The sequence below is a fragment of the Pseudarthrobacter polychromogenes genome (assembly GCF_014644495.1).
In the GTDB taxonomy this organism is placed as follows: Bacteria; Actinomycetota; Actinomycetes; order Actinomycetales; family Micrococcaceae; genus Arthrobacter; species Arthrobacter polychromogenes.
The window spans coordinates 43,337-66,355 of record NZ_BMKU01000013.1; the positions used below are offsets into that span (position 1 = coordinate 43,337).

25 protein-coding genes are annotated in these 23,019 nt (G+C 65.8%); 10 read left to right on the forward strand and 15 right to left on the reverse strand.

What is annotated here, in order from left to right; translation table 11 throughout:
* Window positions 1-2,178: a transglycosylase domain-containing protein gene (locus IEX43_RS17200; protein ID WP_188812963.1), complete on the reverse strand. Its 2,178-nt coding sequence runs from the start codon at window positions 2,176-2,178 to the stop codon at window positions 1-3.
* Window positions 2,179-2,355: 177 nt separating this feature from the next.
* Here IEX43_RS17200 and IEX43_RS17205 point away from each other — a divergent pair, with 177 nt between their 5' ends.
* Window positions 2,356-2,982, forward strand: coding sequence for a PadR family transcriptional regulator (locus tag IEX43_RS17205; protein WP_188812965.1), 627 nt, complete (start codon window positions 2,356-2,358; stop codon window positions 2,980-2,982).
* A 46-nt stretch (window positions 2,983-3,028) separates the two neighbouring features.
* Here IEX43_RS17205 and IEX43_RS17210 read toward each other — a convergent pair whose 3' ends face one another.
* The 3 genes from IEX43_RS17210 to IEX43_RS17220 form a co-directional block, all read right to left on the reverse strand.
* The gene (locus IEX43_RS17210; protein ID WP_377102863.1) at window positions 3,029-4,339 is read right to left on the reverse strand and encodes an ammonium transporter; all 1,311 of its coding nucleotides are present in this window, start codon (window positions 4,337-4,339) and stop codon (window positions 3,029-3,031) included.
* A 369-nt stretch (window positions 4,340-4,708) separates the two neighbouring features.
* Complete coding sequence (locus IEX43_RS17215; protein WP_188812969.1) at window positions 4,709-5,503, reverse strand: carbon-nitrogen hydrolase family protein; 795 nt, start codon at window positions 5,501-5,503, stop codon at window positions 4,709-4,711.
* Between the two features lie 23 nt (window positions 5,504-5,526).
* Window positions 5,527-5,763 carry a DUF2630 family protein gene (locus IEX43_RS17220; protein ID WP_104189493.1) on the reverse strand — a complete coding sequence of 79 codons (237 nt, stop codon included), beginning with the start codon at window positions 5,761-5,763 and terminating at the stop codon, window positions 5,527-5,529.
* Between the two features lie 57 nt (window positions 5,764-5,820).
* Here IEX43_RS17220 and IEX43_RS17225 point away from each other — a divergent pair, with 57 nt between their 5' ends.
* Window positions 5,821-6,219: a DUF3592 domain-containing protein gene (locus IEX43_RS17225; RefSeq protein WP_104189495.1), complete on the forward strand. Its 399-nt coding sequence runs from the start codon at window positions 5,821-5,823 to the stop codon at window positions 6,217-6,219.
* Window positions 6,220-6,230: 11 nt separating this feature from the next.
* On the opposite strand, the gene IEX43_RS17230 is transcribed toward IEX43_RS17225, so the two are convergent.
* The 3 genes from IEX43_RS17230 to IEX43_RS17240 all read right to left on the reverse strand — a co-directional run bounded on the left by IEX43_RS17230 (window position 6,231) and on the right by IEX43_RS17240 (window position 7,390).
* Window positions 6,231-6,569 (reverse strand): DUF202 domain-containing protein, encoded by a 339-nt coding sequence (locus IEX43_RS17230; RefSeq protein ID WP_188812971.1) that lies wholly within the window; start codon window positions 6,567-6,569, stop codon window positions 6,231-6,233.
* Window positions 6,570-6,572: 3 nt separating this feature from the next.
* Window positions 6,573-6,977 (reverse strand): YidH family protein, encoded by a 405-nt coding sequence (locus tag IEX43_RS17235; RefSeq protein WP_104189497.1) that lies wholly within the window; start codon window positions 6,975-6,977, stop codon window positions 6,573-6,575.
* A gap of 74 nt (window positions 6,978-7,051) precedes the next feature.
* Window positions 7,052-7,390 (reverse strand): YnfA family protein, encoded by a 339-nt coding sequence (locus tag IEX43_RS17240; RefSeq protein WP_188813053.1) that lies wholly within the window; start codon window positions 7,388-7,390, stop codon window positions 7,052-7,054.
* A 91-nt stretch (window positions 7,391-7,481) separates the two neighbouring features.
* Between IEX43_RS17240 and IEX43_RS17245 the strand changes: the two genes are divergently transcribed.
* The 5 genes from IEX43_RS17245 (at window position 7,482) to IEX43_RS17265 (ending at window position 12,471) form a co-directional block, all read left to right on the forward strand.
* Window positions 7,482-8,513 carry an LLM class flavin-dependent oxidoreductase gene (locus IEX43_RS17245; protein WP_188812973.1) on the forward strand — a complete coding sequence of 344 codons (1,032 nt, stop codon included), beginning with the start codon at window positions 7,482-7,484 and terminating at the stop codon, window positions 8,511-8,513.
* A gap of 222 nt (window positions 8,514-8,735) precedes the next feature.
* Window positions 8,736-9,833: a ferredoxin reductase gene (locus IEX43_RS17250; RefSeq protein ID WP_188812974.1), complete on the forward strand. Its 1,098-nt coding sequence runs from the start codon at window positions 8,736-8,738 to the stop codon at window positions 9,831-9,833.
* Between the two features lie 13 nt (window positions 9,834-9,846).
* Complete coding sequence (locus IEX43_RS17255; protein WP_188812976.1) at window positions 9,847-11,031, forward strand: fatty acid desaturase family protein; 1,185 nt, start codon at window positions 9,847-9,849, stop codon at window positions 11,029-11,031.
* A 272-nt stretch (window positions 11,032-11,303) separates the two neighbouring features.
* Window positions 11,304-11,501 (forward strand): hypothetical protein, encoded by a 198-nt coding sequence (locus IEX43_RS17260; protein ID WP_188731640.1) that lies wholly within the window; start codon window positions 11,304-11,306, stop codon window positions 11,499-11,501.
* A gap of 133 nt (window positions 11,502-11,634) precedes the next feature.
* The gene (locus IEX43_RS17265; protein ID WP_188812978.1) at window positions 11,635-12,471 is read left to right on the forward strand and encodes an alpha/beta fold hydrolase; all 837 of its coding nucleotides are present in this window, start codon (window positions 11,635-11,637) and stop codon (window positions 12,469-12,471) included.
* A 150-nt stretch (window positions 12,472-12,621) separates the two neighbouring features.
* Here the strand turns inward: IEX43_RS17265 and IEX43_RS17270 are convergent, their stop codons facing one another.
* The 6 genes from IEX43_RS17270 to IEX43_RS17295 all read right to left on the reverse strand — a co-directional run bounded on the left by IEX43_RS17270 (window position 12,622) and on the right by IEX43_RS17295 (window position 18,773).
* A complete protein-coding gene (locus IEX43_RS17270) occupies window positions 12,622-14,253 on the reverse strand; it encodes a carbohydrate-binding domain-containing protein (RefSeq protein WP_188812980.1) in 1,632 nt (543 codons plus the stop codon).
* Window positions 14,254-14,289: 36 nt separating this feature from the next.
* Window positions 14,290-15,078: a polyphosphate polymerase domain-containing protein gene (locus IEX43_RS17275; RefSeq protein ID WP_188812982.1), complete on the reverse strand. Its 789-nt coding sequence runs from the start codon at window positions 15,076-15,078 to the stop codon at window positions 14,290-14,292.
* Complete coding sequence (locus tag IEX43_RS17280; protein ID WP_188812984.1) at window positions 15,075-15,755, reverse strand: DUF4956 domain-containing protein; 681 nt, start codon at window positions 15,753-15,755, stop codon at window positions 15,075-15,077. The genes IEX43_RS17275 and IEX43_RS17280 overlap by 4 nt, the downstream gene beginning before the upstream one ends.
* A 75-nt stretch (window positions 15,756-15,830) precedes the next feature.
* Window positions 15,831-16,940, reverse strand: a complete 1,110-nt coding sequence (locus tag IEX43_RS17285; RefSeq protein WP_188812986.1) for a GtrA family protein — start codon at window positions 16,938-16,940, stop codon at window positions 15,831-15,833.
* 8 nt (window positions 16,941-16,948) lie between these two features.
* Window positions 16,949-17,965, reverse strand: coding sequence for a phosphodiester glycosidase family protein (locus tag IEX43_RS17290; RefSeq protein WP_188812988.1), 1,017 nt, complete (start codon window positions 17,963-17,965; stop codon window positions 16,949-16,951).
* Window positions 17,966-18,029: 64 nt separating this feature from the next.
* On the reverse strand, window positions 18,030-18,773 hold the full coding sequence (locus IEX43_RS17295) for a GAF and ANTAR domain-containing protein (RefSeq protein WP_188812989.1): 744 nt from the start codon (window positions 18,771-18,773) through the stop codon (window positions 18,030-18,032).
* Between the two features lie 302 nt (window positions 18,774-19,075).
* On the opposite strand from IEX43_RS17295, the gene IEX43_RS17300 reads away from it, so the two are divergent.
* Both IEX43_RS17300 and IEX43_RS17305 read left to right on the forward strand, forming a co-directional pair.
* Entirely contained in the window at window positions 19,076-19,669 is a 594-nt protein-coding gene (locus tag IEX43_RS17300) for an adenylate kinase (RefSeq protein ID WP_188812991.1), read from the forward strand.
* A 34-nt stretch (window positions 19,670-19,703) separates the two neighbouring features.
* The gene (locus IEX43_RS17305) at window positions 19,704-20,576 is read left to right on the forward strand and encodes an NAD-dependent epimerase/dehydratase family protein (RefSeq protein ID WP_188812993.1); all 873 of its coding nucleotides are present in this window, start codon (window positions 19,704-19,706) and stop codon (window positions 20,574-20,576) included.
* Window positions 20,577-20,579: 3 nt separating this feature from the next.
* Here IEX43_RS17305 and IEX43_RS17310 read toward each other — a convergent pair whose 3' ends face one another.
* Complete coding sequence (locus tag IEX43_RS17310; protein ID WP_188812995.1) at window positions 20,580-21,701, reverse strand: DNA alkylation repair protein; 1,122 nt, start codon at window positions 21,699-21,701, stop codon at window positions 20,580-20,582.
* A 78-nt stretch (window positions 21,702-21,779) separates the two neighbouring features.
* Here IEX43_RS17310 and IEX43_RS17315 point away from each other — a divergent pair, with 78 nt between their 5' ends.
* Complete coding sequence (locus tag IEX43_RS17315; RefSeq protein ID WP_188812997.1) at window positions 21,780-22,580, forward strand: phosphatase PAP2 family protein; 801 nt, start codon at window positions 21,780-21,782, stop codon at window positions 22,578-22,580.
* A gap of 56 nt (window positions 22,581-22,636) precedes the next feature.
* Here the strand turns inward: IEX43_RS17315 and IEX43_RS17320 are convergent, their stop codons facing one another.
* Window positions 22,637-22,957: a MerR family transcriptional regulator gene (locus IEX43_RS17320; RefSeq protein ID WP_188812999.1), complete on the reverse strand. Its 321-nt coding sequence runs from the start codon at window positions 22,955-22,957 to the stop codon at window positions 22,637-22,639.
* Window positions 22,958-23,019 lie beyond the last annotated feature (62 nt).

Here is a 23,019-nt window from a genome sequence, read left to right on the forward strand (position 1 = left end):
TTAGGGGCGGGGACTGGGGGACGGACTCGGGCCCATCATCGATGGCGGAGGAGCCGGGAACGGATTGGTGGGATACAGCGGGGCAGCCTGAAGCATGTAGTTGGCCCACTGCGGCCCGGCAATCATGTAGCCGTCCAGGCGGGGATAGAAAGTCCCGTTGATGGTCACGTTCTGCCCTGCCCGCTTCTGTCCCTCCAGTGCGTCGCCGAAGAAGGACGCGGTGGCAATACCGGTGGTGTAGCCAACGATCCAGGTGGACCCATTGTTGTTTGAGGTGCCGGTCTTGGCCGCCACCGGGAACTTGTCATGGGTCTTGGGGTTGATCCACACGCCTGAACCCCTGACGAGCACATCCTGCAGCACATTGTTGACTCCACGGGCCACGTCCGGCTTCACAGCGTCACGGCACTCCGCGGGCTGGGCGGGAAGATTGCCCCCGGCCTCATCCTTGACGTCCACCAGGGCGATGGGTGTGCAGTAGCGGCCGTCATTGGCAAACGTGGCAAAGGCGTTGGCCAGGTGAAGGGGAGCCACGCCGATAGCGCCGAGAAGGTTGCCCAACTGATGCATGTTGACCGGCGCTCCATCGAGTCCGCTGTGCAGCCCCACCGCGTCCACCATCTTCTGGATACCGCAGAAATCCAGCTGCGCGGCCGTGGCGAACGTGGCGGTGTTGATCGAGTTGTACAGCCCGTAATTGATGGGCATCTTCCGGTAGAAGCCCTCCTCGGCGTTCTGGAGGTCGTCAGCTGCGCCCAGCGTAGGGTTGTTCTGCGCGGTGTTGTAGGCGCCCATCACCTTCCCGCAGCTGGACCGCCACGGGAAGTCCAGCGGATAGACGCGCCGTGAAGCATCCACCTCCGCAGTCAGGGACTTGCCCTCGTTAAGCCACTGGGCAAAGGTGAACGGCTTCATGGTGGACCCGGGCTGGAAGCCGCCCGCTCCGTTGAGGTCATTTCCCTGCGGGTCCTTGGCATCCACGTTGAAGTTCAGGTGCGTGTCGAACTTCCCCGGTTCCGGCAGGAACACCGTGTTCTGGGCCATCGCCAGGATCTTGCCGGTCCCGGGCTGCACGGTGACCAGGGCGGCACCCCACCGGTCCGGGTTCGGTCCTGCCGTGCCATCCACCTGTGCCTGGGCGGCTGCCTGCAGCCTGCTGTCCAGGGTGGTGACAATGGTGAGTCCGCCGCGGTAGAGCTTCCGCTGCCGTTCTATCAGGCTGGGCCCGTACGCAGGATTGTTCAGGATGAGATGGGACACGTAGTCGCAGAAGTAGGGCGCCATGGCCGCGTAGGCGCAGCCCTGCCGTTCCGGACTGATCTTCAGTTCAATCGGCGTGGCCACGGCTTCATCGTGCTGAGCCTGCGTGATCCTGCCCTGGAGCAGCATCTCCGAAAGCACCTGGTCCCGGCGGACGATTGATTTGTCCGGGTTGATCGCAGGGTTGTAGAACGTGGGGCTGTTGACGAGCCCGGCCAGCAGCGCAGCCTGCGGAATGGTGAGGTCCTTGGCGGTGGTGCTGAAGAAGTAGCGCGACGCCGCCTCGATGCCGTAGGCGTCGCTGTTGAAGAAGACGATGTTCAGGTAGCCCTCAAGGATCTGCTCCTTGGTGAACTCCTTTTCCAGCGCAATGGCCAGCTTCATCTCCCGCAGCTTGTCACCAACGTCCTTCTGTCCGGAGAGGATCACCTCGTCCGGCCTGTCCTGCGACAAGCGCGCTTCGTTGATCACGTTGGTGACGTACTGCTGCGTGATGGTTGAGGCACCCTGCTGGCCACCCTGCGTCAGGTTGGACACCACGGCCCGCACGATCCCCTGGGGATCGATGCCCGCGTGTTCGTAGAACCTGCTGTCCTCGATGGCAATGATCGCGTCCTTGATGTGGGGAGACATCTGGTCCAGCGGAATCCTGACGCGGTTCTCGGCAAAGAAGGTGGCGATTGGCTGGCCGTCGGCGGTGAGGACTTTGGTGGATTGCGACGGCGGCTGGACAGTGAGTTCCTCGGGCAGGCTGTCGAAGAAACCAATGGAATTACTGACGCCGAATCCCGCTGCCGCCACCGCCGGAACCACCAGGCTGGCGGCCAGGACCCCGCACATGGCACTCGCCGCCAGGAACCCCAGGAACCTTCCCAGGGCAGCGCCGAAACCGCTTCTGCGCTTCCTTTTCTTCGCCATCATTCAGCCCTCGAGCTTGGAGGTCTCAAAAGACTACGCCCGTCCAACGGCACTTTGAGGTGCCGAAAGGTCATGATTTGATCACACTCACGATCTTGACCAGGCGATAGTTAACGACATATCGTTAACTATCGCCGAAGAGGTCGATGAATTATCCTGTGAAAGGACGATGCCACGATGAAAGGCATACACGAAGAGAAATTTCCCGGCGCTGAATTCCGAAACGAGCCATTCGGGCGGGGCAGGGGCCGCAGGGGGCCGCATGGACACCGCGGGGGTGGCTTTGGTTCTGGTTTTGGGCCGGGGTTTGGGCCCGGTTCCGGACCCGGTTTTGGATCAGGGTTCGGTCCGGGGTTCGGCCGTGGCTCACGGCGGGCCAGCAGGGGGGATGTCCGGGCAGCAATCCTCTCGCTCCTGGCCGAGTCACCCTCCAACGGTTACGGACTGATCAAGACGATTGCCGAAAGAACGGAGGGCGCGTGGCGGCCCAGCCCCGGGTCCATTTACCCCACGCTGCAGCAACTCGTCGACGAGGACCTGATCTCAGCCCTCAGCGAGGGCCGCGGGACGGAGTTCACGCTCACGGACCGGGGCCGGGCCTATGTGGCCGAGCACGGTGAGGAAATGGACAATGCCTGGAATGCCGGGCCGGACAACTCCGACCGCGAGTTCCATCAGAGCATCGGCAAGCTGATGGGAGCCATCCACCAGTTCCGCGGTGGTGTTAGCGAGGAGCAGCGCGCCGCAGCCATCGAAAAAATGGATGAGACCCGGCGGGCGCTGTACAAGATCCTGGCCGACTAATCGCGGCGGTTGCAACCCGGCTTCCCGGCCATAACCGCCGCGCCGGTCAAGCGAAGGAGTTTTCCTTAACGCGCGTGGCGCTCTTGCTGGGCCGGTCGGCGGCATCTGCCATCTCTGCTGCGGGGGAGTGGGAAACGGGATGCTGCGGATTGAATCCCGCGCCAATTTCACCGAAGGCATAGGCGCTCTCAGCGTGTTCAGCAAGGTCCACTCCAGCGGTTTCCGCCTCAAGGCTGACCCTGAAGCCGATGGTCGTGTTGATGGCGCGGCCAATGACAAAGGTTCCGGCGCCGGAGAGCAGCAGGGTGATCACCACAGCCGCCGTCTGGGCAATCAGCTGCTGCGCACCCCCGCCGTAGAGGAGTCCGCCGCCCTGGCCATCCACGGGAAGGGCGATGAAGCCGAGCGCAAGGGTGCCGATGAGTCCGGCGCCGAGGTGCACGCCCACAACGTCCAGCGAATCGTCCAGGCCGAAGCGGTACTTCAGGTCAACGAACACGGCGCAGGCAGCTCCGGCCACGAAGCCCAGGCCGACAGCGGCCACCGGGCTGATGTTGGCGCAGGACGGCGTTATGGCCACGAGCCCGGCAACCACACCCGAGGCGGCACCGAGTGACGTGGGATGACCATGGCGGATCTTTTCGGTGACCAGCCAGCTCAGCATCGCCGCGGCGGGAGTCACCAGGGTGTTCACCCAGATCAGGCCTGCCTGCTCAGCAGTTGTTGCCGCGCCGCCATTGAAGCCGAACCAGCCGAACCACAGGATGGCGGCACCCAGCATGATGAAGGGAATGTTGTGCGGACGGTGGTTGGGGTCCTTGGCGAAGCCGTGGCGCTGCCCCACGATCAGGGCCAGGACCAGGGCTGCGGTCCCGGAGCTGATCTCCACCACTGCACCGCCGGCGAAGTCGATGACCTGGCCGAACACGGCGGTGACTGCCCCGCCGGCGCTCATCAGACCCCCGCCCCAGACCATGTACGCGAGCGGGCAGTAGACCACCGTGATCCAGAGCGGTACGAACAGTGCCCAGGCGCCGAACTTTGCGCGGTCGGCAATCGCGCCGCTGATCAGCGCCACCGTGATGATCGCGAACGTGGCGCTGTAGCCGGCTTTGATCAGGTCGGGGGAGCCCATCAGGTTCTGCAGGCCGAAGTTGGCGAAGGGGTTGCCGAAGAGGCCCAGCACACCGTCGCCCGTTGTCATGGAGTAGCCCCACAGGACCCACACCACACCAACGATCCCGGCGGAGATGAAGCTCATCATGATCATGTTGAGGGCGGCCTTGGCGCGGGTCATGCCGCCGTAGAAGAGGCCCAGTCCGGGCGTCATCAGCAAAACCATCGCGGCTGAAATCATCAACCAGACATGTTGGACAGAAATCTCCACCTGCGGGTCCCTTCGCGTTGCGCCAGCGGGGCGCTCTTTGCCGGCCCTCGCACTTCCCCCGGCCTCTATGCTTGTCCTCCGGTGTTTCCGGAAAGGCGCGCAAAAGTTGCGGCTGCGTTACGCAATCAGCCCTTGCATGAAGTTCACGCGTCGATCATGTTTCAAGCGTGTTAACCGGCGCCCTCCATACGGAGGTGCCCTTGCGGCAAAAAGCCCCAGGCCGGCGCAACGGCGCGGGACGGACCGCGCGGAAGGTGAGGACCGTCGTCGTCCGCGATGAACTGGCAGGTTTCCTGCGCGTAACCGGCGGCTCACCCTCCCGGGGCGGCAGTGAAGGGGTCAGAAGTGCCGTGCGTTGGCCAGCACCGGAAGTTTGCTGCGCACCTCATCCACAACGGACGGGTCGATATCAACGACGGCTAGTTCCGGCCTGCCGCCCAGCGCCACCACGGCGGAGCCCAGGGGGCCGATCACCGCGCTGTGCCCTATGCCCGTAGGTGCGCTCCCTGCAGGACCTGCGCCGATGGTTTCCGGGTCCCCCTGGCCGCAGGCCACCACGAACGTGGTGCTGTCCAGGGCGCGTGCCCGCACCAGGAGGTCCCACTGCTCAGCCTTGCCCTCACCGGCTCCCCAGGACGCGCATACGATGTTGACCTGCGCCCCGGCCCGGGCGTTGGCAGTGAAGAGGGCCGGGAAACGGACGTCGTAGCAGGTGGCAAGGCCGAAGACCGTGCCGTTGAGCTCAAAGGTCACCGGAGTTTCACCCGCGTCAACGGTCTTCGATTCTGTAAAGCCGAAAGCGTCGAAGAGGTGGACCTTGTCGTAGGAGGTATCCACGCCGTGGCCCGTGACCAGAAGGGTGTTGCGGACCCGGCCGTCCTTCCCCGGAGTGAACATGCCGGCCACGATCGCAATGCCCAGGTCCCGCGCAACGGCCCGGACTTCGCCGGCCCAGGGGCCGTCCAGTGGCTCCGCTACATCGCGGAGGGAATGGCCGAAGGCGCGCATGGCGGCCTCGGGAAACACCACCAGTTCCGCACCGGCGGCTTTCGCCTGGGCAGCATAGTCCCGGATCAGTCCCAGGTTTTCTGCGGGGTCCGCACTGCTGATGATCTGGGCGACAGCCAGACGCATGGACGCTCCAATCTGTGGGGCCGCTACTGTTTGTAGCCTTCTACTTCGCTGACGGGCCGGGCTTCGGCATCGTTGGGGTTCTCACCGGAGTCCGACTTGGCCCGCCGCTGCCGCAGCAGGTCCCAGCACTGGTCCAGGCTTTCCTCCACCTGCTTCAGCCGCGCCTTGTCCGGCACCTGCCCGTCCCCGGAAGCCTCCCGCAGTGAGTGCTCCTCCTCAACGAGGGCCTGGATGCGCGTCAAAATATCCTGATCGTTCATGGCTTCCCCTTACTCCCCGGACCGGTTACCCCAGCGTACGCCTGTACCATCTGAATCATGCCCACTGTGCTTGATATGGCAGGTCCAATCCTGGAAATGCTGACCTGGATGTGCCTGCCCGCCGGGCTCGCACTGCTCTTCTACACAGGCTTCCTCCGCCGCTTCGTTCATCCGTGGGCTGTGGCTGAAGCGGTGGTGTACTCCGACAGCACGGGCGTGGGCTTCCGCTGGTTCGACCGCAAGTACCAGGTGCACCACGCCCCCATGTCACCCCACGACATCAGGGAGCTGGCCGTGGGCGAAACCCTCCCTATCTACTACCACCCCAAGCGCCCCACCCAATGGCAGACCGCTGCGCCGGAAGAGGCAGGCAGGACCGCATCAGTACTGGGCCGGTGCCTGACGGGCATCGGCGCCGTGGCGTTCCTTGCCGGCTTTATCCTGCCCATGTTCTAGCCACGGCCGCTCTATCCAATGAGCACCACGCCAATGCCGAGGGCACCCAGCAGCACCCCGGCGAAAGCCGTCCACAGCACGGCGGTGATATCGGCGTCGTGCATTTCCTCGCGGATGCCGTGCGAGCTCACGCTGTAGCGGCGCCGCTGCGTGAAGTAGATGCCGGCGGCCGTTCCGGCCGACACCGTGAACAGGAGCAGGATGGGCAGGCCATGCTGCGGCAGCCAGCGCAGGAAAATCGCGCTGACTGTCACCAGGGCCAGCATGGTCCTGCCCCACGCAAGAGTGGTCCGTTCAGGCTGCAGGCCGGGATCCCCATGCAGTGGCGCGGGACCGCGGGATGGTGCCACGGGTCAGGGCCAGAGAATGAAGATCAGGACGACGGCGGCCGCCAGGGCGCCGGCGGCGGCCAGCAGCGGCACGATGAGCGGCAGCGGCAGCGGCGCCTTGTTGCGCATGCTGCGTTCCACCCGGAGCCACCGGACAGCGGAGCCGGCGCTCAACAGCATGCCGAGCAGAAGCAGGACCACCGCCAGGCCCTTTCGGACCGGTTCCAGGAAGAGATCCGAGGTGAAGGCCTCAATGGCGATTCCGCCGGCCAGCAGCGCGAGGGAGGTGCGGATCCAGGCAAGGAACGTGCGCTCATTGGCCAAGGTGAAACGCGGGTCCGGTTCCTCCCCGCCAGGCAGCAGGCGTTCGGCGATTTTCCCGCGCGACGGCGGAACGGGGGCGCTGGCGGGCTGCTCGCGGTTGGTCACGGAGCCAGTTTAGCTACGCGGCTGGGTGCATCCTCTGCTCCACTGTCCGCCGCTGCGCTGTGCCCTGGTCGGCGCTAGGCCCCGCTGCGAGGGGCGAACATGATCACGGCCACGCCCAGCAGGCAGATCAGTGAACCCGTGATGTCCCAGCGGTCCGGCCGGAAACCGTCAAAGACCATTCCCCAGGCAAGGGACCCGGCCACAAACACCCCGCCGTATGCCGCCAGGATCCGGCCAAAGTGAGCGTCCGGCTGGAACGTGGCCACGAAGCCGTAGGCCCCCAGGGCGATGACGCCCAAGCCGGCCCACCACCAGTCCTTTCCTTCACGCACTGACTGCCACACCAGCCATGCGCCGCCGATTTCCGCCGCAGCAGCCAGGACAAACAGCACCACGGTCTTGGCGATGCTCACAGCTTCATCAGGGATACCCACGACGCCATCATGCCAGCCGGATTCACAAGGGGGCGGGAATGCCGGGGGCCGGGCCAGGGTTGGGCCGTGTATGGAGCGCATCGGATTTCTCTCATTTGGCCATTGGGGTCCCGGGCAGGGCTCCCGCACCAGGACCGCCGGTGATGCACTCCTCCAGGCCATCGACCTGTCGGTGGCCGCGGAGGAGCTCGGGCTGGACGGAGCATTTTTCCGGGTGCACCACTTCGCCCGGCAGCAGGCCTCGCCATTCCCGCTTCTGTCCGCCATCGCCGCGCGCACCACCAGGATCGAGATCGGCACAGGCGTCATCGACATGCGGTACGAAAACCCGCTCTACATGGCCGAGGAAGCCGCGGCCGTGGACCTGATCAGCGGCGGCCGGCTGCAGCTCGGCATCAGCCGCGGGTCACCCGAGCCCGCCCGCCAGGGGGCGGCAGCATTCGGGTACGTGCCCGGCCCCGGAGAAACGGACGCGGATAGGGCCCGCCGGCACACCGCCCTCTTCCGGAAGGCAATCACCGGCGCGGGGGTTGCGGAAGCGGACCCGCGGTACGCAGGCGGAGCCGTGGGGCTCCTGCCCGTCCAGCCACAGTCGCCCGGGCTCGCCGAGCGAATCTGGTGGGGAGCCGGAACCCGGAAGACGGCGGTCTGGGCCGCGGAACTGGGCATGAACCTGATGAGCTCCACGCTGCTGACCGAGGACACCGGCGTGCCCTTCCACGAACTCCAGGCCGAGCAGATCCAGCTGTTCAGGGACGCTTGGGCTGCAGCGGGCCACGAGCACACACCACGGGTATCGGTCAGCCGCAGTGTCCTGCCCATCGTGGATGAGGAAGACAGCCGCTTCTTTGCCGGTGCCGCCCTTCGGGACGGCCGGGACCAGGTGGGCATTATCGACGGACTGACTGCCAGGTTCGGGAAGAGCTACGCCGGCGCCCCGGACGTCCTGGCGGAGCAATTGGCTGCGGACACCGCCGTCCAGGCGGCTGACACCCTCCTGTTGACCGTGCCCAACCAGTTGGGCGTTGACTTCAACGCGAAGCTGCTGGGCAATATCGTCCGGCATATCGCGCCTGCGCTGGGATGGAGCCCGGGCTCCTGAACAGGCGCAACGCCCCTTGGACGGTAAAAAATTCTCCCCTGCGGGCCCTGTCCGCGATATACTAAGCAGGCTTATTGAACCATTACGGAACTTTCCGCGTTGCCGAACCGTTACTCTTAGAGTGCGGCTTGGGGGCTTAGCGCCATTACTACAGCGTGACTGCGGAACGGTCATATGACGGAGAGAGAGAAATATGGCTCGCGCCGCTCTAGGCTTAATCCCATGATCCGGTTACGTCAGCTGGCCCAGGCGGCCACTGTCCTCACCACGCCCCTGTCGCCGGAGGACATCCTAGCCCTGTTCAATCCCGTCTACTCTGCGCGCCAGCTTCGTGGCGTGGTCACGCGCGTGGTGCAGGAGACGGCACAGTCAGCAACTATCTTCTTCCGGCCCGGCCGCGGCTGGCACTCGCACCTGGCAGGCCAGTGGGCACGCATCGGCGTCGAGCTGGACGGCGTCCGCCATTGGCGGTCGTATTCCCTCAGCACGCCTGCCGGCAAGGACCCCGCCATCACGGTCACTGATGTTGGGGCGGTGTCCGGCACCCTGGTGCGGACCACCAAGCCGGGCGACGTCCTGTTCCTGGCTCCTCCGCAGGGCGATTTCGTGCTTCCGGAGCACCCCCGCCCCCTGCTGATGGTCACTGCGGGCAGTGGCATCACGCCCGTCATGTCCATGATCCGCACCCTTGTCCCGCGTCGTCCGGACGCCGACGTCGTGCTGGTCCACTCGGCCCGCACCCCCGGAGACAGCCTCTTCCGCGAGGAACTCGCGGAGCTGGCGGACCAGTTCCCCAACTTCCGCCTCGCCCACTGGTTCACCGGCGAGCAGGGCCGCATGGACCTCACCAACACCTCCCAGCTGGACGAGATTTGTCCCGACTGGAAGGAACGCGCGGCTTATGCCTGTGGTCCGGACAGCTTCCTGGACGACGCCGAGGCGCTGTGGAAGCGCGCGGCGCTCACCACGGCAGCGCCGGGTTCCGACGTTGCAGTCGCAGGCAGTGCCGGCAACCTCATGATCGAGCGCTTCAACACCACCTTCGACGCCGGAGTGGGGCACGACGGCGGGCTGGTCACCTTTGAGGCCTCCGACCGTGAGGTGGAGGCCGACGGCGACACCCCCATCCTGGACGTGGGGGAGGACGCTGGGGTACTGATGCCCAGCGGTTGCCGGATGGGCATCTGCCACAGCTGCCTGACCCCACTCCTGTCCGGGCAGGTGAGGGACCTCCGCACCGGGGAAGTCCACGGCGAACCCGGCCAACTGATCCAAACGTGCGTCTCGGCAGCCGCCGGACCCGTCAACCTCGAAATCTGAGGAGCATCACGGTATGACTGTAGTAACACCGAGCAAAACCACACCCGCCGAAGGCAAGCCGACCGGAGGGTCAAGGACGCGCCCCGGAAAGCTCGCCGAGTCCGGCAGCCCCACTGTCCGGCCGCCGGCCGCCGCCCACCTGAGTGATGAGCAGGTGGCGGAACTCGGGCGCGAACTCGACGCCATCCGCGACGAGATCCTGGCCAAGCGCGGTTCAGCCGACGCCGCCTACATCCGCCGCGTGATCAAGATCCAGCGTGGCCTGGAGATCTCCGGCCGTGCCGCCCTGCTGGTCAGCAAGAACAAGGCTGCCTGGGTCACCGGAACCACCCTGCTGAGTTTGGCCAAGATCCTGGAAAACATGGAAATCGGGCACAACGTCCTGCACGGCCAGTGGGACTGGATGCGGGACCCGGACATCCATTCCACCACCTGGGAGTGGGACTTCGTCACCCCCTCGCGTTCGTGGCAGCACACCCACAATGACCTCCACCACCGCTGGACCAACGTGGTGGGCAAGGACAACGACGTCGGATACAACCTCCTGCGGATGGACGAACAGCAGCCGTGGAAGCCCATCAACCTGGCCAACCCGGTGTTCAACGCCATCCTGGCGCCGCTCTTCGAGTGGGGCATCGCCATCTACGACCTTGAGCTCACGGAGTTCAAGGAAGGCAAGAAGTCCAAGGAAGCGCTGCTCAAGGACCTCAAGGCCCTCGGCAAGAAGGTTGTCACCCAGTTCACCAAGGACTACGCCGCGACCCCCGCCGTCGCCATGCTGACCGGCTCCGGAAAGCAGGCGCTATACGGGACCCTGACGGCCAATGCCGTGCGCAACGTCTGGGCCCACGCCGTGATCTTCTGCGGCCACTTCCCCGAAGGCACTGACACCTTCACGGAGGAAATGGCGGAGGGCGAAACCCGCGGCGACTGGTACATCCGCCAGATGATCGGCTCCGCCAACATTTCCGGGTCCAAACTCATGCACATCATGACCGGTAATCTCTCTCACCAGATTGAGCACCACCTCTTCCCGGACCTGCCCTCCAACCGGTACGCCGAGGTGGCGCCCAAGGTCCGTGAGATCTGCCAGCGCTACGGTTTGAAGTACACCACCGGGCCGCTGCTGAAGCAGGTCGGATCCACCTGGGGCAAGATCTTCAAGCTGGCACTGCCCGGCAAGACGGCCACGGCTTAACAACCGCACCGCCTGTCCAAAGCACTGAAGGCACCTCCGGCTCCGGGATTATCCCCGGGACCGGAGGTGCTTTTCTGTCCCCACCGACGCTCTCTCACTTAACGCAACGTTTCCCCTGACGCTCTCTCACTCCCTGCAGGTTTCCGGCAGACGCTCTCTCACTCCCTGCAGGTTTCCGGCAGACGCTCTCTCACTTTCCCTGGACCCCTCTCGTGCACCCGGGGCAGGCGCGCATAATTGATTCCACAGCCGCGGCGCCCAACGGAGGAATCATGCGGATTCTCGGAGCACTCATCGTTATCTGGCTCATCATTGGCGGCGTGGCCGCCTGGCAGCGCGGCTATTTCGGCGCCGCGCCCGGCAACTGCGCGGAGGCGGGAACCATTGCCGTCACCATCGCTGCCGGCCCCCTGAACTACATGGGAGCAAATCCCCAGATTTCCTGCGAACTTCCGCAACCCTCCCCGTAGCAGGGCCGGCCCGGCAACCAACTCACGCGGGGAAGACTGGACGGGGCGGTGGACCGCCCTAGAGTAGGTACTGCGCGGCCGCGGCTCCTTCGGCGGCCGCACCGAACCCACAGTCTCGAAAGGACCCGCCGCGATGGCCTTCATCACCGTTGGAACCGAAAACAGCACTGATATCGAGCTCTACTACGAAGACCACGGCTCCGGCCAGCCCGTCGTCCTGATCCACGGCTACCCCCTGGACGGATCCTCCTGGGAAAAGCAGACCGCTGCGCTCCTTGACGCCGGCTACCGTGTCATCACCTACGACCGGCGCGGCTTCGGGAAATCCAGCAAGACCACCGAGGGATACGACTACGACACCTTCGCCGCCGACCTCAACACCATACTGACAACTCTGGACCTGACCGACGTCGTTCTGGTGGGCTTCTCCATGGGCACCGGCGAGGTGGGCCGTTACCTGGGCACCTACGGCTCCTCCCGGGTTGCGCGGGCAGCCTTCCTCGGCTCCTTGGAACCGTTCCTGCTCAAGACTGACGACAACCCGGACGGCGTCCCGCAGGAGGTTTTCGATGGGCTGAAGGAGGCCGTCACTGCGGACCGGTATGCCTTCTTCACCGAATTCTTCAAGAACTTCTACAACTCGGACACGTTCCTGGGCACGCCCCGACTCAGCCAGGAGGCCGTCAACGCCAGCTGGAGCCTGGCCGCGGGTGCTGGCGCCACTGCATCAGTGGCGGCCCAGCCCACGTGGCTCACGGACTTCCGGGATGACATCCCTAAGATCGACGTCCCCGCGCTTATCCTCCACGGCACCGCGGACAATATCCTGCCCATCGACTCCACCGGCCGGCTGTTCGCCAAGGCACTGCCCAGCGCCGACTATGTGGAAATCGAAGGTGCCCCGCACGGCCTGCTGTGGACGCACGCCCCCGAAGTGAACGAAGCACTCCTGCGCTTCCTCGCCAAGTAGCCGCTGCCCTCCCCGCACGTCCAGCGCACGTAAAACGTCCGGCGGCGGCATGACTGCCGCCGCCGGACGTGAGTGAGCGTTGGGGGAAACGTTGCGTTAAGTGAGAGAGCGTTGGGGGAAACGTTGCGTTAGGTGATAGAGGATTGGGGGCTACCAGCGGGGGCCGCCGCCTCCGCCGGGGCCCTGCGCTGCGGTGTAGTCTCCGGCGGTGACCGTACCCTGTTCCGTGGCGCCGTCGAGCGACCCTTCACCGATGCCCGCGCTGACCGTTGCCGTCCCGCCGGTGTAAATGGTGTATTCCTGGCCGTCGCTGATGGCCGCGGAGGAGAACACCAGTGACGCTGCGGCCTTGGTGGTGACGAAGGCTGCCACCACGTTGCCGGAGGAATCGGCAATCTGGACTACCGTGCCGGCGGGAACGGAGGATTCCAGGGTCACCTGCACGCCGGACTGCGTGGAGGAGGCTCCCGGTGAGACAGCCATGCCCGCGCTGCCGGCAGCGGCCACGGTTCCGCCCGTGACGGCCAGCTCACCGTTGACGTCCAGCGCCCCGTTGCCGTTGTTGGTGGGCCCATTGACGACGACGGTGCCGCCGGAGATGCTGGCGTTGCCGTTGGAGTCCAGGCCGTCGCCTTCGGCGTTGATGGTGAGCAGGCCGCCGCTGATGTTCACGGTGTAGTCGCCCACGGCCATCTCCCCGCCACCCATGCCACCGCCCATTCCGCTGCCCATTCCGCCTGCGGCGGTGGTGCTGGAACTTGTGCTGCCGCCTGAGGCGTTCACGCCGTCGTCGTTGGCGGTGACGGTGGCGGTGCCGCCGGTCATGATGATGTGCTGGGCTTCGAGGCCTTCCTCCGATTCCTCCACGGTGGTGGTGCCGGCAGCGATAGTGAGCGTGTTGAAGGCCTTGATCCCGTCGTCTCCGGCGTTGACGTTCAGGGTGCCGCCGTTGACCAGGACCCAGCCGCGGCCCTCGTCCTCCTCGTTGTCGGACTTGAAGCCATCGTCGCCCGCTGTCACCTGGTAGGCGCCGTCCAGGAGCACCGCATAGTCCTTGCCGACGATGCCGTCGTCCGCAGCGTCCACCGTCACGTTGCCGGCGGCCAGGACCAGGCCATCCTTCGAGGAGATGCCGTCGTTGAAGTTGCCGTCTACGGTGAGGGACCCGGGCCCGGCAATCGTGAGGTCGGCCATGGAGTACACGGCGGCGTTGGGGGCGTCCGTGCCCTGGTCGGCGTAGGTTGAGGCGTCGCTGAGGGAGTTGGTGGTTCCGTCAGCGAGGTAGACGATCGCCTCGTTCGCGCCCTCCACCACAAATGGGGAACCCGTGGAGTTGGTGATGTCTGCCCCGTCGAGGATGATGCGGACCACGTCTTCTTCACCGGCAGCCACCACCACCTGCCCGTCGGACAGCGAGCCGCTGAGGCGGTAGGTGCCGGCGGCGGTGATGGTGACGGTGTCGCCGTCGATCTTTACGGCGGACGACGACGTGCCGCCGGCGGCAGTGCTGGTAGCGTCCGCCAGCGTCACGGCTACTTCGGCGGCGGCCTCCCAGGTGAGGTCGTCGGCGTCGTAGTGGGTGTCTTCTGCGAGGGCGTCCAACGAGACGGCCTCGGCAGTGCCGGTGGAGGCAGTGGAGGCGGCAGTGCCCGCGCTGGTGGTGGAGGCCGAACTGCTGACGGCCGAGACCCCGGTGGGCGTCGTGCCGCCCACCGAGCAGCCCGCCAGGCCGAGGGCGAGGGCGAGCGCGGTGACGGACAGGTGTGTGCGGAAGCGTTTCATGGTTTTTCCTTCAGGTTAAATCGGGGGGAGATGTGGTCAGGCTGCGGGCCGGAGGGAGAGGCTGCGGCGCAGCGTCCGGTTCCAGCGGTTTGCGGGCAGGTCCGGGCACAGGGCGGCCATGCCGGTGGCGAATTTTGAGATCCGGGAGGGGCGGACGCCGTAGGCCCACAGATGCCGGTCCAGCGGCCCGGCCGTGGAGCCCGACTTGGTCTCCAGGATCACCGCATCATTGAGCACCCAAGCAGTCTGGCCGGGACGCTGCCAGGTCACGTCCGTGTCGATGGTGGCGCGGCTCCCGGACTCCGGCAGGTAGAGCGTGGTCCGGTGGTAGCGGGTTTCCAGGACCGGGTGGAGGCGGCCTGGGGGCACTGAACCCACAGCCGCGGTGAGCGTTTCGCGGACGTATTCCAGGCCTTCGGCCGTGAGCCGGGCGCGGTCCTCGGGAAGGTACGGGATGCGTTCCTTGACCGTCGCTTCCCGGGCGCCTTCGGTCTTCACCTCCAGGAAGCTCACCGCGCTGTCCACGTAGGTCCGGGTGCGGATCTTGTACCGGCGCCGGCGGCCGTGGGCTGCCAACAGGTAACTGTCCAGGCCGGCGGTGTCGAAGTAGACGGAGTCGTAGGCGAAGCTGCGGGAGCCGTCCATCTCCAGGACGCGGACGTCGGCGCGGAACGTGGCGAGGAGCTGGCCCGCAAGCCGGGCCGGGACCACGTACTTGCGGTCCACCCGGGTCTGCAGTGCGGCTTCGGAGTTGAGCTCCTCCAGCCCAACGGACCGGAGGGAATGAAGGTTGCTCACGACGGCGGCCGTTGCGAGGATGCTCATGCGGCACCTGCAGGGGTTGTCAGGCGGGCGGTGGCTGGTTCTCCGGTGGAAGGTTGAAGGGAGGCAGGTTCCATGCGGGCAGGTTCCGCGTGCCGCGGCGCCGGCAGGGCCGTGACGGCTGCAGCGAAGGCTGCGGGGGAGTAGGCGTACCGGACATCCACGATGGTCTTGTCGTTCACCAGGTCCAGTTCCTGGATGGTGGCGGAGTGGACCTTGCCGTGGAGGACTTCTTCCAGCCGGGCGTAGAGTTCGCCGTCCTCGGCAATGGCGCGGTCCAGGACAACGGTCTGGTGGCGGTGGGCCGGCAGGACCCGCGGGTGGTCACCCACGAACATCACCAGCAGGATCAGGGCCATCAGGGAACCGGTCAGCCAGAGGGGCTCAATCCCCAGGCCGGCAATCAGGCCAAGGGCCAGGGCTGAGAAGTAGTAGGCCACCTCGTGCTGGGCCAGTTCGGTGGAACGGAGCCGGATGATGGACAGGACCCCGAACAGGCCCAGTCCCAGGCCAAGCCCGGCGGCGGAACCCGAGAGCGCTGTGGCCACGGCCAGGACGCCCACGTTCATGCCCAGGTAGGACACCACCAGGTCGCGGCGGCGGTGGCGGCGGAGGTACAGGGCGAAGGTCAGGATGCTGATGGCTGCCAGGTCGGCGAGGATGAAAATAAGGGGGTTCATGGGATTCTCCGGGATGTTTTCGGTGGGCTGGTATTCACGATGCCCGGCCAAACTGTGCGGGTGCTGTGACGGAACCTAGCCGGGTATGTGAGAGCTGGCTGACGGTTCGCTGGGACCGGTAGGCGCGGTTTTGCCGGCTGCTTTTCCGCGAGCTTGTGCCGTGAAGAGGAAGCGCTGCTGCACCACGAAACTGATGCCCAGCAGGATGACCTCGGCTATGACCTTGGCGGGAAGTGCCAGCAGTCCGGTGCCTTCCAGGCCCCAGATAAGGCCGAAGTTGGCGGCAAGCAGCAGGGCGGCAAGGCTGAAGTAGCGGACGCCGGTGGTGCCGGCCGGCCTGTCCCTGCCGTGGTCGAAGACGATGCGCCGGTTCACCATGAAGTTCACGGCGGAACTCACAGCCCGGGCGCCCAGCACAGCCAGGAGCAGGGAATCGACCAGCAGCGTGAGCAGCACGAACAGCACGGTGTCCACCAGGAACGCCGTGAAGGACGAGGCCAGGAACTTCAGCAGCGGGGCGTAGATCCGCACCGAGTCGGCCAGCGGCCGGAAGTGGGAACCGGAGTTGTGGTCCAGGTACACCGTGGCGATGTCCACCGAACGGATGGCGTAGCCGGCATTACGGGCTTCCAGCAGAAGGTTCAGCTCGTATTCGTACCGGTCGCCGCGGACGGACCGGAGCCAGGGGATCATGGCGGCGGGGTAGCCGCGGAGGCCGGTCTGGGTATCGGAAATGCGCTCGCCGGTGGCCAGGGTGAAGAGCAGCTTCGTTGCGGTGTTGCCGAACCGGCTGCGCGCCGGGACGTCGCCGGTGAACTTCCGGCTGCCCAGCACCATCGTGGACCTGCCCTGTCCAGCCCGGTTCTCCTGCAGGGCATGGGCTACCCGGAGGATGTCCGCCGTCAGGTGCTGGCCGTCGCTGTCGGCGCACACCACGTCATGGCCGGGCAGGTTGTCCGCAATGAAGCCCAGTCCGGACTTGAGGGCGAAGCCCTTTCCCCTGTTGCGCCCGTAACTGATGACATGGCACCCAAGGTCCCTGACGGCGTCGAACACGTTCGGGTACTCCTGGCCGCTGCCGTCATCCACCACCACGATCGGCACGCTTGGCTTGGCGGTGCGGAGGGAGCGGATCAGGGCGGGAAGCTGCAGGTCCGGCTCGTAGGCCGGGATCAGGATGATCATGGCCGGACCTACTGCGCGATGTAGAGGATGTCGGAGGTGCCGCGTTCCTTGTTTTCACCCAGCGGGTTGTTGACCAGTTCGCCGTTGAAGTACATGGTGGACGAGCCGCCGCCGTCGATGTTGTACGCCGTGGTGGCGCCCAGGCCCTGCATGATCTCGGCCAGGCCGGTCATGGTGACGCCGGCGCTGTAGCCTGGGCTGCGGCCATCCACCACCACGAAAACCAGGTGGTTCTCATCGATGATGCCGACGGCGGTGCGCGGCTGCTCGCCCTGGATGGAGTGGTTGCCGAAGTTGGTGTCCACCTCCACGTCCTCGATTCCGGAAGCCACCTCTCCGTTGTCCAGCAGGGACGGGCCGAAGGACAGTGTGTTCCAGACGCCCTCGGCGACCAGTTGCCCGGCCGTGGTGGTGGCTTCGTCATAAACCTTGACGGTGCCGTCGCGGTAGAACGCCAGGCCCTGCCGCGCGCCCTCGTCGCGGAACACCACGCCGTTGCGGATCACGATGCCTGTGTCCCGGAAGCCGTAATAATCGCCGTTAACGGCGAAAACTGCGTTGTTGGCCACGGCAGTGGCCGAGGTGGTTTCGGTGATGTTCTCGCCGAAGCTGTCGTTGGCGAAGGCGGACTGGAGGGTGGTGGCGTCATCGAGCACGACGTCGGCAACGTAGTACGCGACGGTGGTGTCGCCGCTGCCGGTGGTCACCGTGGAGATGTTGATGTTGGACGAGCCGGAGACGTAGGAGGTGTCCGTGGTGACGGCGGTGCCGCCCGAGCCGCTGGCGGTGTCTGCCGCCGTGCCGGTGGAAGCGCTGGTGGAAGTGCCGGCAGAGGTTCCTGCAGAGCTGCCGGCCTGGTTGGCTTCGTAGGCTGAGACGTCGGCGATCTCGACGTGCTGGACCACAAACCGGTCCAGCGCCCAGGCCGTGGCGCCCCCGGCAGAAAGGGTGAGGGCCACGGCCCCGGCGATGATGGCCCGCCGGGCGCGGCCGGGTTTACGTTGTCTGGTTTGTTGCGGAGTCATGCCTCATTTCTAGGGAGGCAAGCTTGCAGGGGGATTTGCCGGATATATGAGGGGCCTGTGAAAACTAGCCGTCGTAGTGCGTGCGTGCCGGCCCTTGGCCCAGCGAATTCACCACAGCCGCGGCAACGTCATGAAGCTTGGAGTTGCGGGTGCTGGACGCCGTTTTCAGGATCTCGAAGGCGTCCTGCTGGCTGCACCTGTTCTGGGCCATGATGATGCCCACGGCCATGTCGATGACCGTCCGGGACTCCAACGTGGCGCGGAGGTTCGCCGCAGTCTCGCTGTAGTGGGCAAAGCGCACTGCCAGCCGCAGGGCCAGGGAAGTCTGGCCCACGAAGTCCTCGGCGAATTCCAGGATGCGCGGCTCGAAACGGTGTGGCCGGCGGGAGTACAGCAGCAGGGCAGCCTTCGTCCCGCCCTCCAGTTGGAAGGGCAGCGCGAGGACGGAGCGGATGCCCTGGGCGAGCACGGCCGAGGAGTATTCGGGCCAGCGGCCGTCGTCGCGGGCATCTGGGACGTGAATGCTCTCCTGGGCGGCGGACGCCGTCAGGCTCGGCGTTTCGCTGAACTCGTACTCGAGGTGCGCAATGGCCTTCGCATCCGGGCTGCTGCTCGCAACGGTCGCGGCCTTGCGTTGCCGCAGGAGGGTGATGGCGCACATGATCTCATCGCCGGGCTCGGAAAGGTTACGTGCGGACACCTGTGCCAGTTCGTTGAGGAAGTCCTCAACATCAGAGCTGTTGAGGACCAGTTCATGCAGGTGCCCGGTAATGGATGTATCAGTTTTTGCTGTTGACTCGCTGGCCACGGTTTTTTTGGTGCCATTCGCTCAGGACAACCCGGCAACTTCCAGCATCCCCCCGGCGGTGCGGGCAGGCTGTGAAGGTCGCTGGATCGAGGAACTTTCCAACGGCCTGCTGCTAAACCGATTTCCAAAAGTATATACATCCTCCGGCGGGGGACATGGTCACTTTGACACATGCGGGTGTGGGCTCTCTGGCGCCGGCCGGGGACTTACCGGCAGAATGAAGCAGGCGCCGGTGCTCCCGGCGGCAGACCCCCGAAACCGGCGGCTGGCAGGCCCCGCTGGGGCAGGAAGAGGGACAGGACATGACCAGGCTGCTCATCATCGGTCCGCCGGGCTCCGGCAAGGGAACGCAGGCAGAACACCTGGCCCGGCACTTTGGCGTCCCCACGCTCTCCACCGGAGAGATTTTCCGGACCAACGTCAACGAGGAAACGGAGCTGGGAAACCAGGCTGCCGGCTATCTCGACGACGGCGATTTTGTCCCGGACCACCTCACCAACGCGATGGTCAAGGACCGCCTGCAGGACAGCGACCTGCAGGAAGGCTTCCTGCTGGACGGCTATCCGCGCACGGCTCCGCAGGTGGCGGAGCTGGACAACATGCTCGTGTCCCAAGGGTTTGCGCTGGATGCGGTCATTGAGCTGACCGCCCCCGACGCCGTCCTGGAACAGCGGATGCTCCGGCGTGCCGCGGAGCAGGGCCGCACGGATGACACCGTGGACGTGTTCCGGCGCCGCCTGGATCTCTACCACCGCGAGACGCATGAAGTAGTCTCGGTCTACGCCGGCCGCGGAATGCTCGTCTCCGTGGACGGCAGCGGGGACGCCGGCGACATCACCGAACTGGCGATCGCCGCCGTCGAAAAGTTCCTGGCTTCCCCGCGCCCCGGCGCCTGAACCGGCGCAAGCCACCAACGTAAAGGACAACCTGATGAGAATTGCGGTCACCGGCGGTAGCGGAAAACTTGGACGGCACGTGGTCCGCAGGCTCACGGAGGACGGCCACCAGGTCCTCAACCTGGACCGCGAAGGCAGCCGCAGTCCCGGCCTGGTTGTGGTGGACCTGCGGAACTACGGCCAGGTCCTGGACGTGCTGCTGGGGGTGGATGACCGGCATGACGGTTTTGACGCCGTGGTACACCTCGGTGCCATCCCCGCCCCGGGCATCATTCCCGACGCCGCCACCTTCGAAAACAACATGCTGTCCACCTACAACGTCTTCCAGGCAGCGCGCCGTGCGGGCATCAAGAAGGTGGTGTACGCCTCCAGCGAGACGGTGCTGGGACTTCCGTTCGACGTCGACCCGCCCTACATCCCTGTGGACGAGGAGTACCCGGCGCGGCCGGAAAGCACCTACTCCCTGGTGAAGCACCTGGAAGAGCAGATGGCCGCTGAACTGACGCGCTGGGACCCGGAACTGAGCATCGTGGGGCTGCGGTTCTCCAACGTCATGGACGTGGAGGACTACGAAAAGTTCCCTTCCTTCGACTCCGACGCAACCCTCCGGAAATGGAACCTGTGGGGCTACATCGACGGCCGTGACGGGGCCCAGGCGGTGGTCCGCGCCCTCGACAACGGTAAGCCGGGATTCGAGGCGTTCATCATCGCCAACGCGGATACCGTCATGGGCCGGTCAAGTGCCAGCCTGGCCGCGGAAGTGTTCCCCGGCGTCAAGGTGGTCAAGGAGTTGGGCGAACACGAAACCATGCTGTCCATCGACAAGGCACGCCGGCTGCTCGGCTTTGAGCCCGAGTACACCTGGCGGGACCACTGGCAGGACCCCGCAGGCGGCTCGCCACGCTAGCTGCTAGCCGGCACTGCCGGTTTCGAGCAGGAACTCGGCGCGCCCATGCACGGCACCGTTGACTTGCAGCTCCAGGGCGTGCAGGCCGGGGTGGTGCACCCTGGTGGTCATCTGCCTGAAAGCATGGCGTTTGGAGAGGCTCCGCGTCTCACCCGGAGCAAGGGTGAGCGTTGACACTTTGAAAACCTTGGCGGACTGGCTGCCATTGGCCTTGCGGTAGTGGACCAGATAATCCACTGCCAGGCGCGCATCGCGCGTGCCGGTATTGGCGATCTCGAAGGAGAACGTCAGCTCGCCGGGCAGGGTCAGGACCTCCCGGTCCAGGTGCGGCCCGGACACCGCCACCTGCGCCGGCGTAAAACCGAGCAGCTCCAGTGCCTCCGGATGGCCCTTCTTGATGAGCGTGCGGAGACCATGCCGCACCACCCATCCCGTGTTGCCGTCAGCTGCGGACAGCCACTCCTTCGCCGTGGCCACCACGGGGCCGGGTGCGTGCCGGGCAAGGTCATTGAGGTGATTGGCCACGGACCGCCGCACGTACTCCGAGGGGTCCCGATACAGCGCGGTGAGGACGGGAAGGGTGGCTTCGGGCCGCTCCACGAGGCCGGGCACACGCACCGCCCACGGCAGGTAGGGGCGGGTTCCCTCACTCGCCAGGCGGCGGACGTGCTCATCCGGGTGGGACGTCCACTCCAGGGCGGCGGCCAGTGCCCGGTCCAGGTTGTGGCGCAGCAGGCGGCGGACGGCAAATTCGCTGGTGAGCCGGGGCGTCAGTTCCGCCAGCAGGGCCAGGGCGTCGTCAAAGTCCTCCCCGGCGCCGGAATCAACGGCAAGGGCGGCAGCAGCCTCTGACACCGGCCACAGGATCCAGCCCGTGAACTCCGGAAACCGCAGTGCTGCACGGAAGCTGCCCGCCGCCGTCGGATATCCCGCCCCGGGAACGCCCCGGATGTCCTCCTGCAGCGCCTCGGCCACAAGATCAGTCCTGGCGCGCAGGTTCAGGTCCCCCAGCAGGGAGGCGGTGGCGCGTGTCCGGGCCCACCGCACAACGGGAGCGGCCTCCGTGAGGATGGCCGCGGCAGAATGAACGGCGGCAGCGTCAATCAGTTCGTTCATTGCACCCATGGAGTCAGGCTACCGCCAGTGCGGAACGCGATACTCTTCCCCTAGGCAATTCTCAACGGAGCAGGGACGGGCATCACAGTGGGACATCAGGATTCAGCAGGCTCCGGAACCACCAGCCGGAGCCACAGCAGGTGGCGGACCTTCCACGACAAGTTCGTGGTGGAGGAGCGCTACATGGACCCCGCCGACCGGCGCGGGCTGTACCGGGCGGCCATCATCCTGGTGGTGGCGGGGGTTGCGCTGTTCATAGCCACGCTGGTCAGTGTGCTGCAGGCCGATGGCCTCTCGGCGGCAGATGTGCCGGTCCGCGACTGGCTCCTGGGGATGAGGTCCGACGCCGGCACGGCCTTCATGATTTTCCTCGCCGTGGTCTTCGGTCCTGTCGCCCTGCCCATCATTGTCCTGGTGGTCATCCTGTGGTGGGGCTTCGCCGCCAAGCACGCCTGGCGCCCCATCCTGCTGGCGTCGGCGATGGTCACCGGCGTCATCATTTCCCAGATCATCCTGCGGATCGTCCAGCGCTCGCGGCCGCCAGTGGAGCAGATGCTGTTCGGGATCGACCATACGTTTTCGTTCCCGTCGGGGCATGTCCTGGGGGCATGCGACTTCCTCCTGGTTGGTGCCTTCCTGGTGTTCTCCCGGCACAGCAACACCAAAGCGGCCGTTCTCGGTTTCGTGGGAGCGGGGATCGGCATTGTGCTTGCCGCCCTGAGCAGGCTGTACCTGGGGTACCACTGGCTCAGCGACGCCCTCGCTTCGTTGTCCCTCTCCCTCATCATCCTGGGCGGGGTCATTGCCCTGGACACGTGGCGCACCGCCCGTGTTCCCGGGGAGCGGATCACGGGTGAACTGTCCAAGGCGGACTTGCCCCAGGATTGACTGGCTCCGGGACTGAACTGTTCACTGGCCGCCAGCCCGGCCGCCAGCCCAGCCCCTCAGCCCGGCGGCCGGGACCTGGCCCTCTTAAGGGCGCGGTGCAGCTTGTTGTTGGCCGCCTCAAGTTCCAGCACCTTGGCCACGCCCGCGAGGTTGAGGCCCTGTTCCAGGAGCTCGCCGATCCGCAGCAGGACAGCGATGTCGTCATCACTGTACTGGCGGGTGCCGCCGGACGTCCGCGACGGCGTCAGCAGGCCCTTGGTCTCGTAGAGCCGGATGTTCTGCTGGCCTGTTCCAGCCAGCTTTGCCGCCACGGAGATGGCGTACAGCGCGCGGCTGCTGCTGGGGCCGGTTTCCCGTCCCGCGTCCTGTTCCGCCATCAGTTCTCCAGTATCCGTCCGGGGTCTTGCTTCAGTTTCGCACGGGTGCTATAAAAAATCTA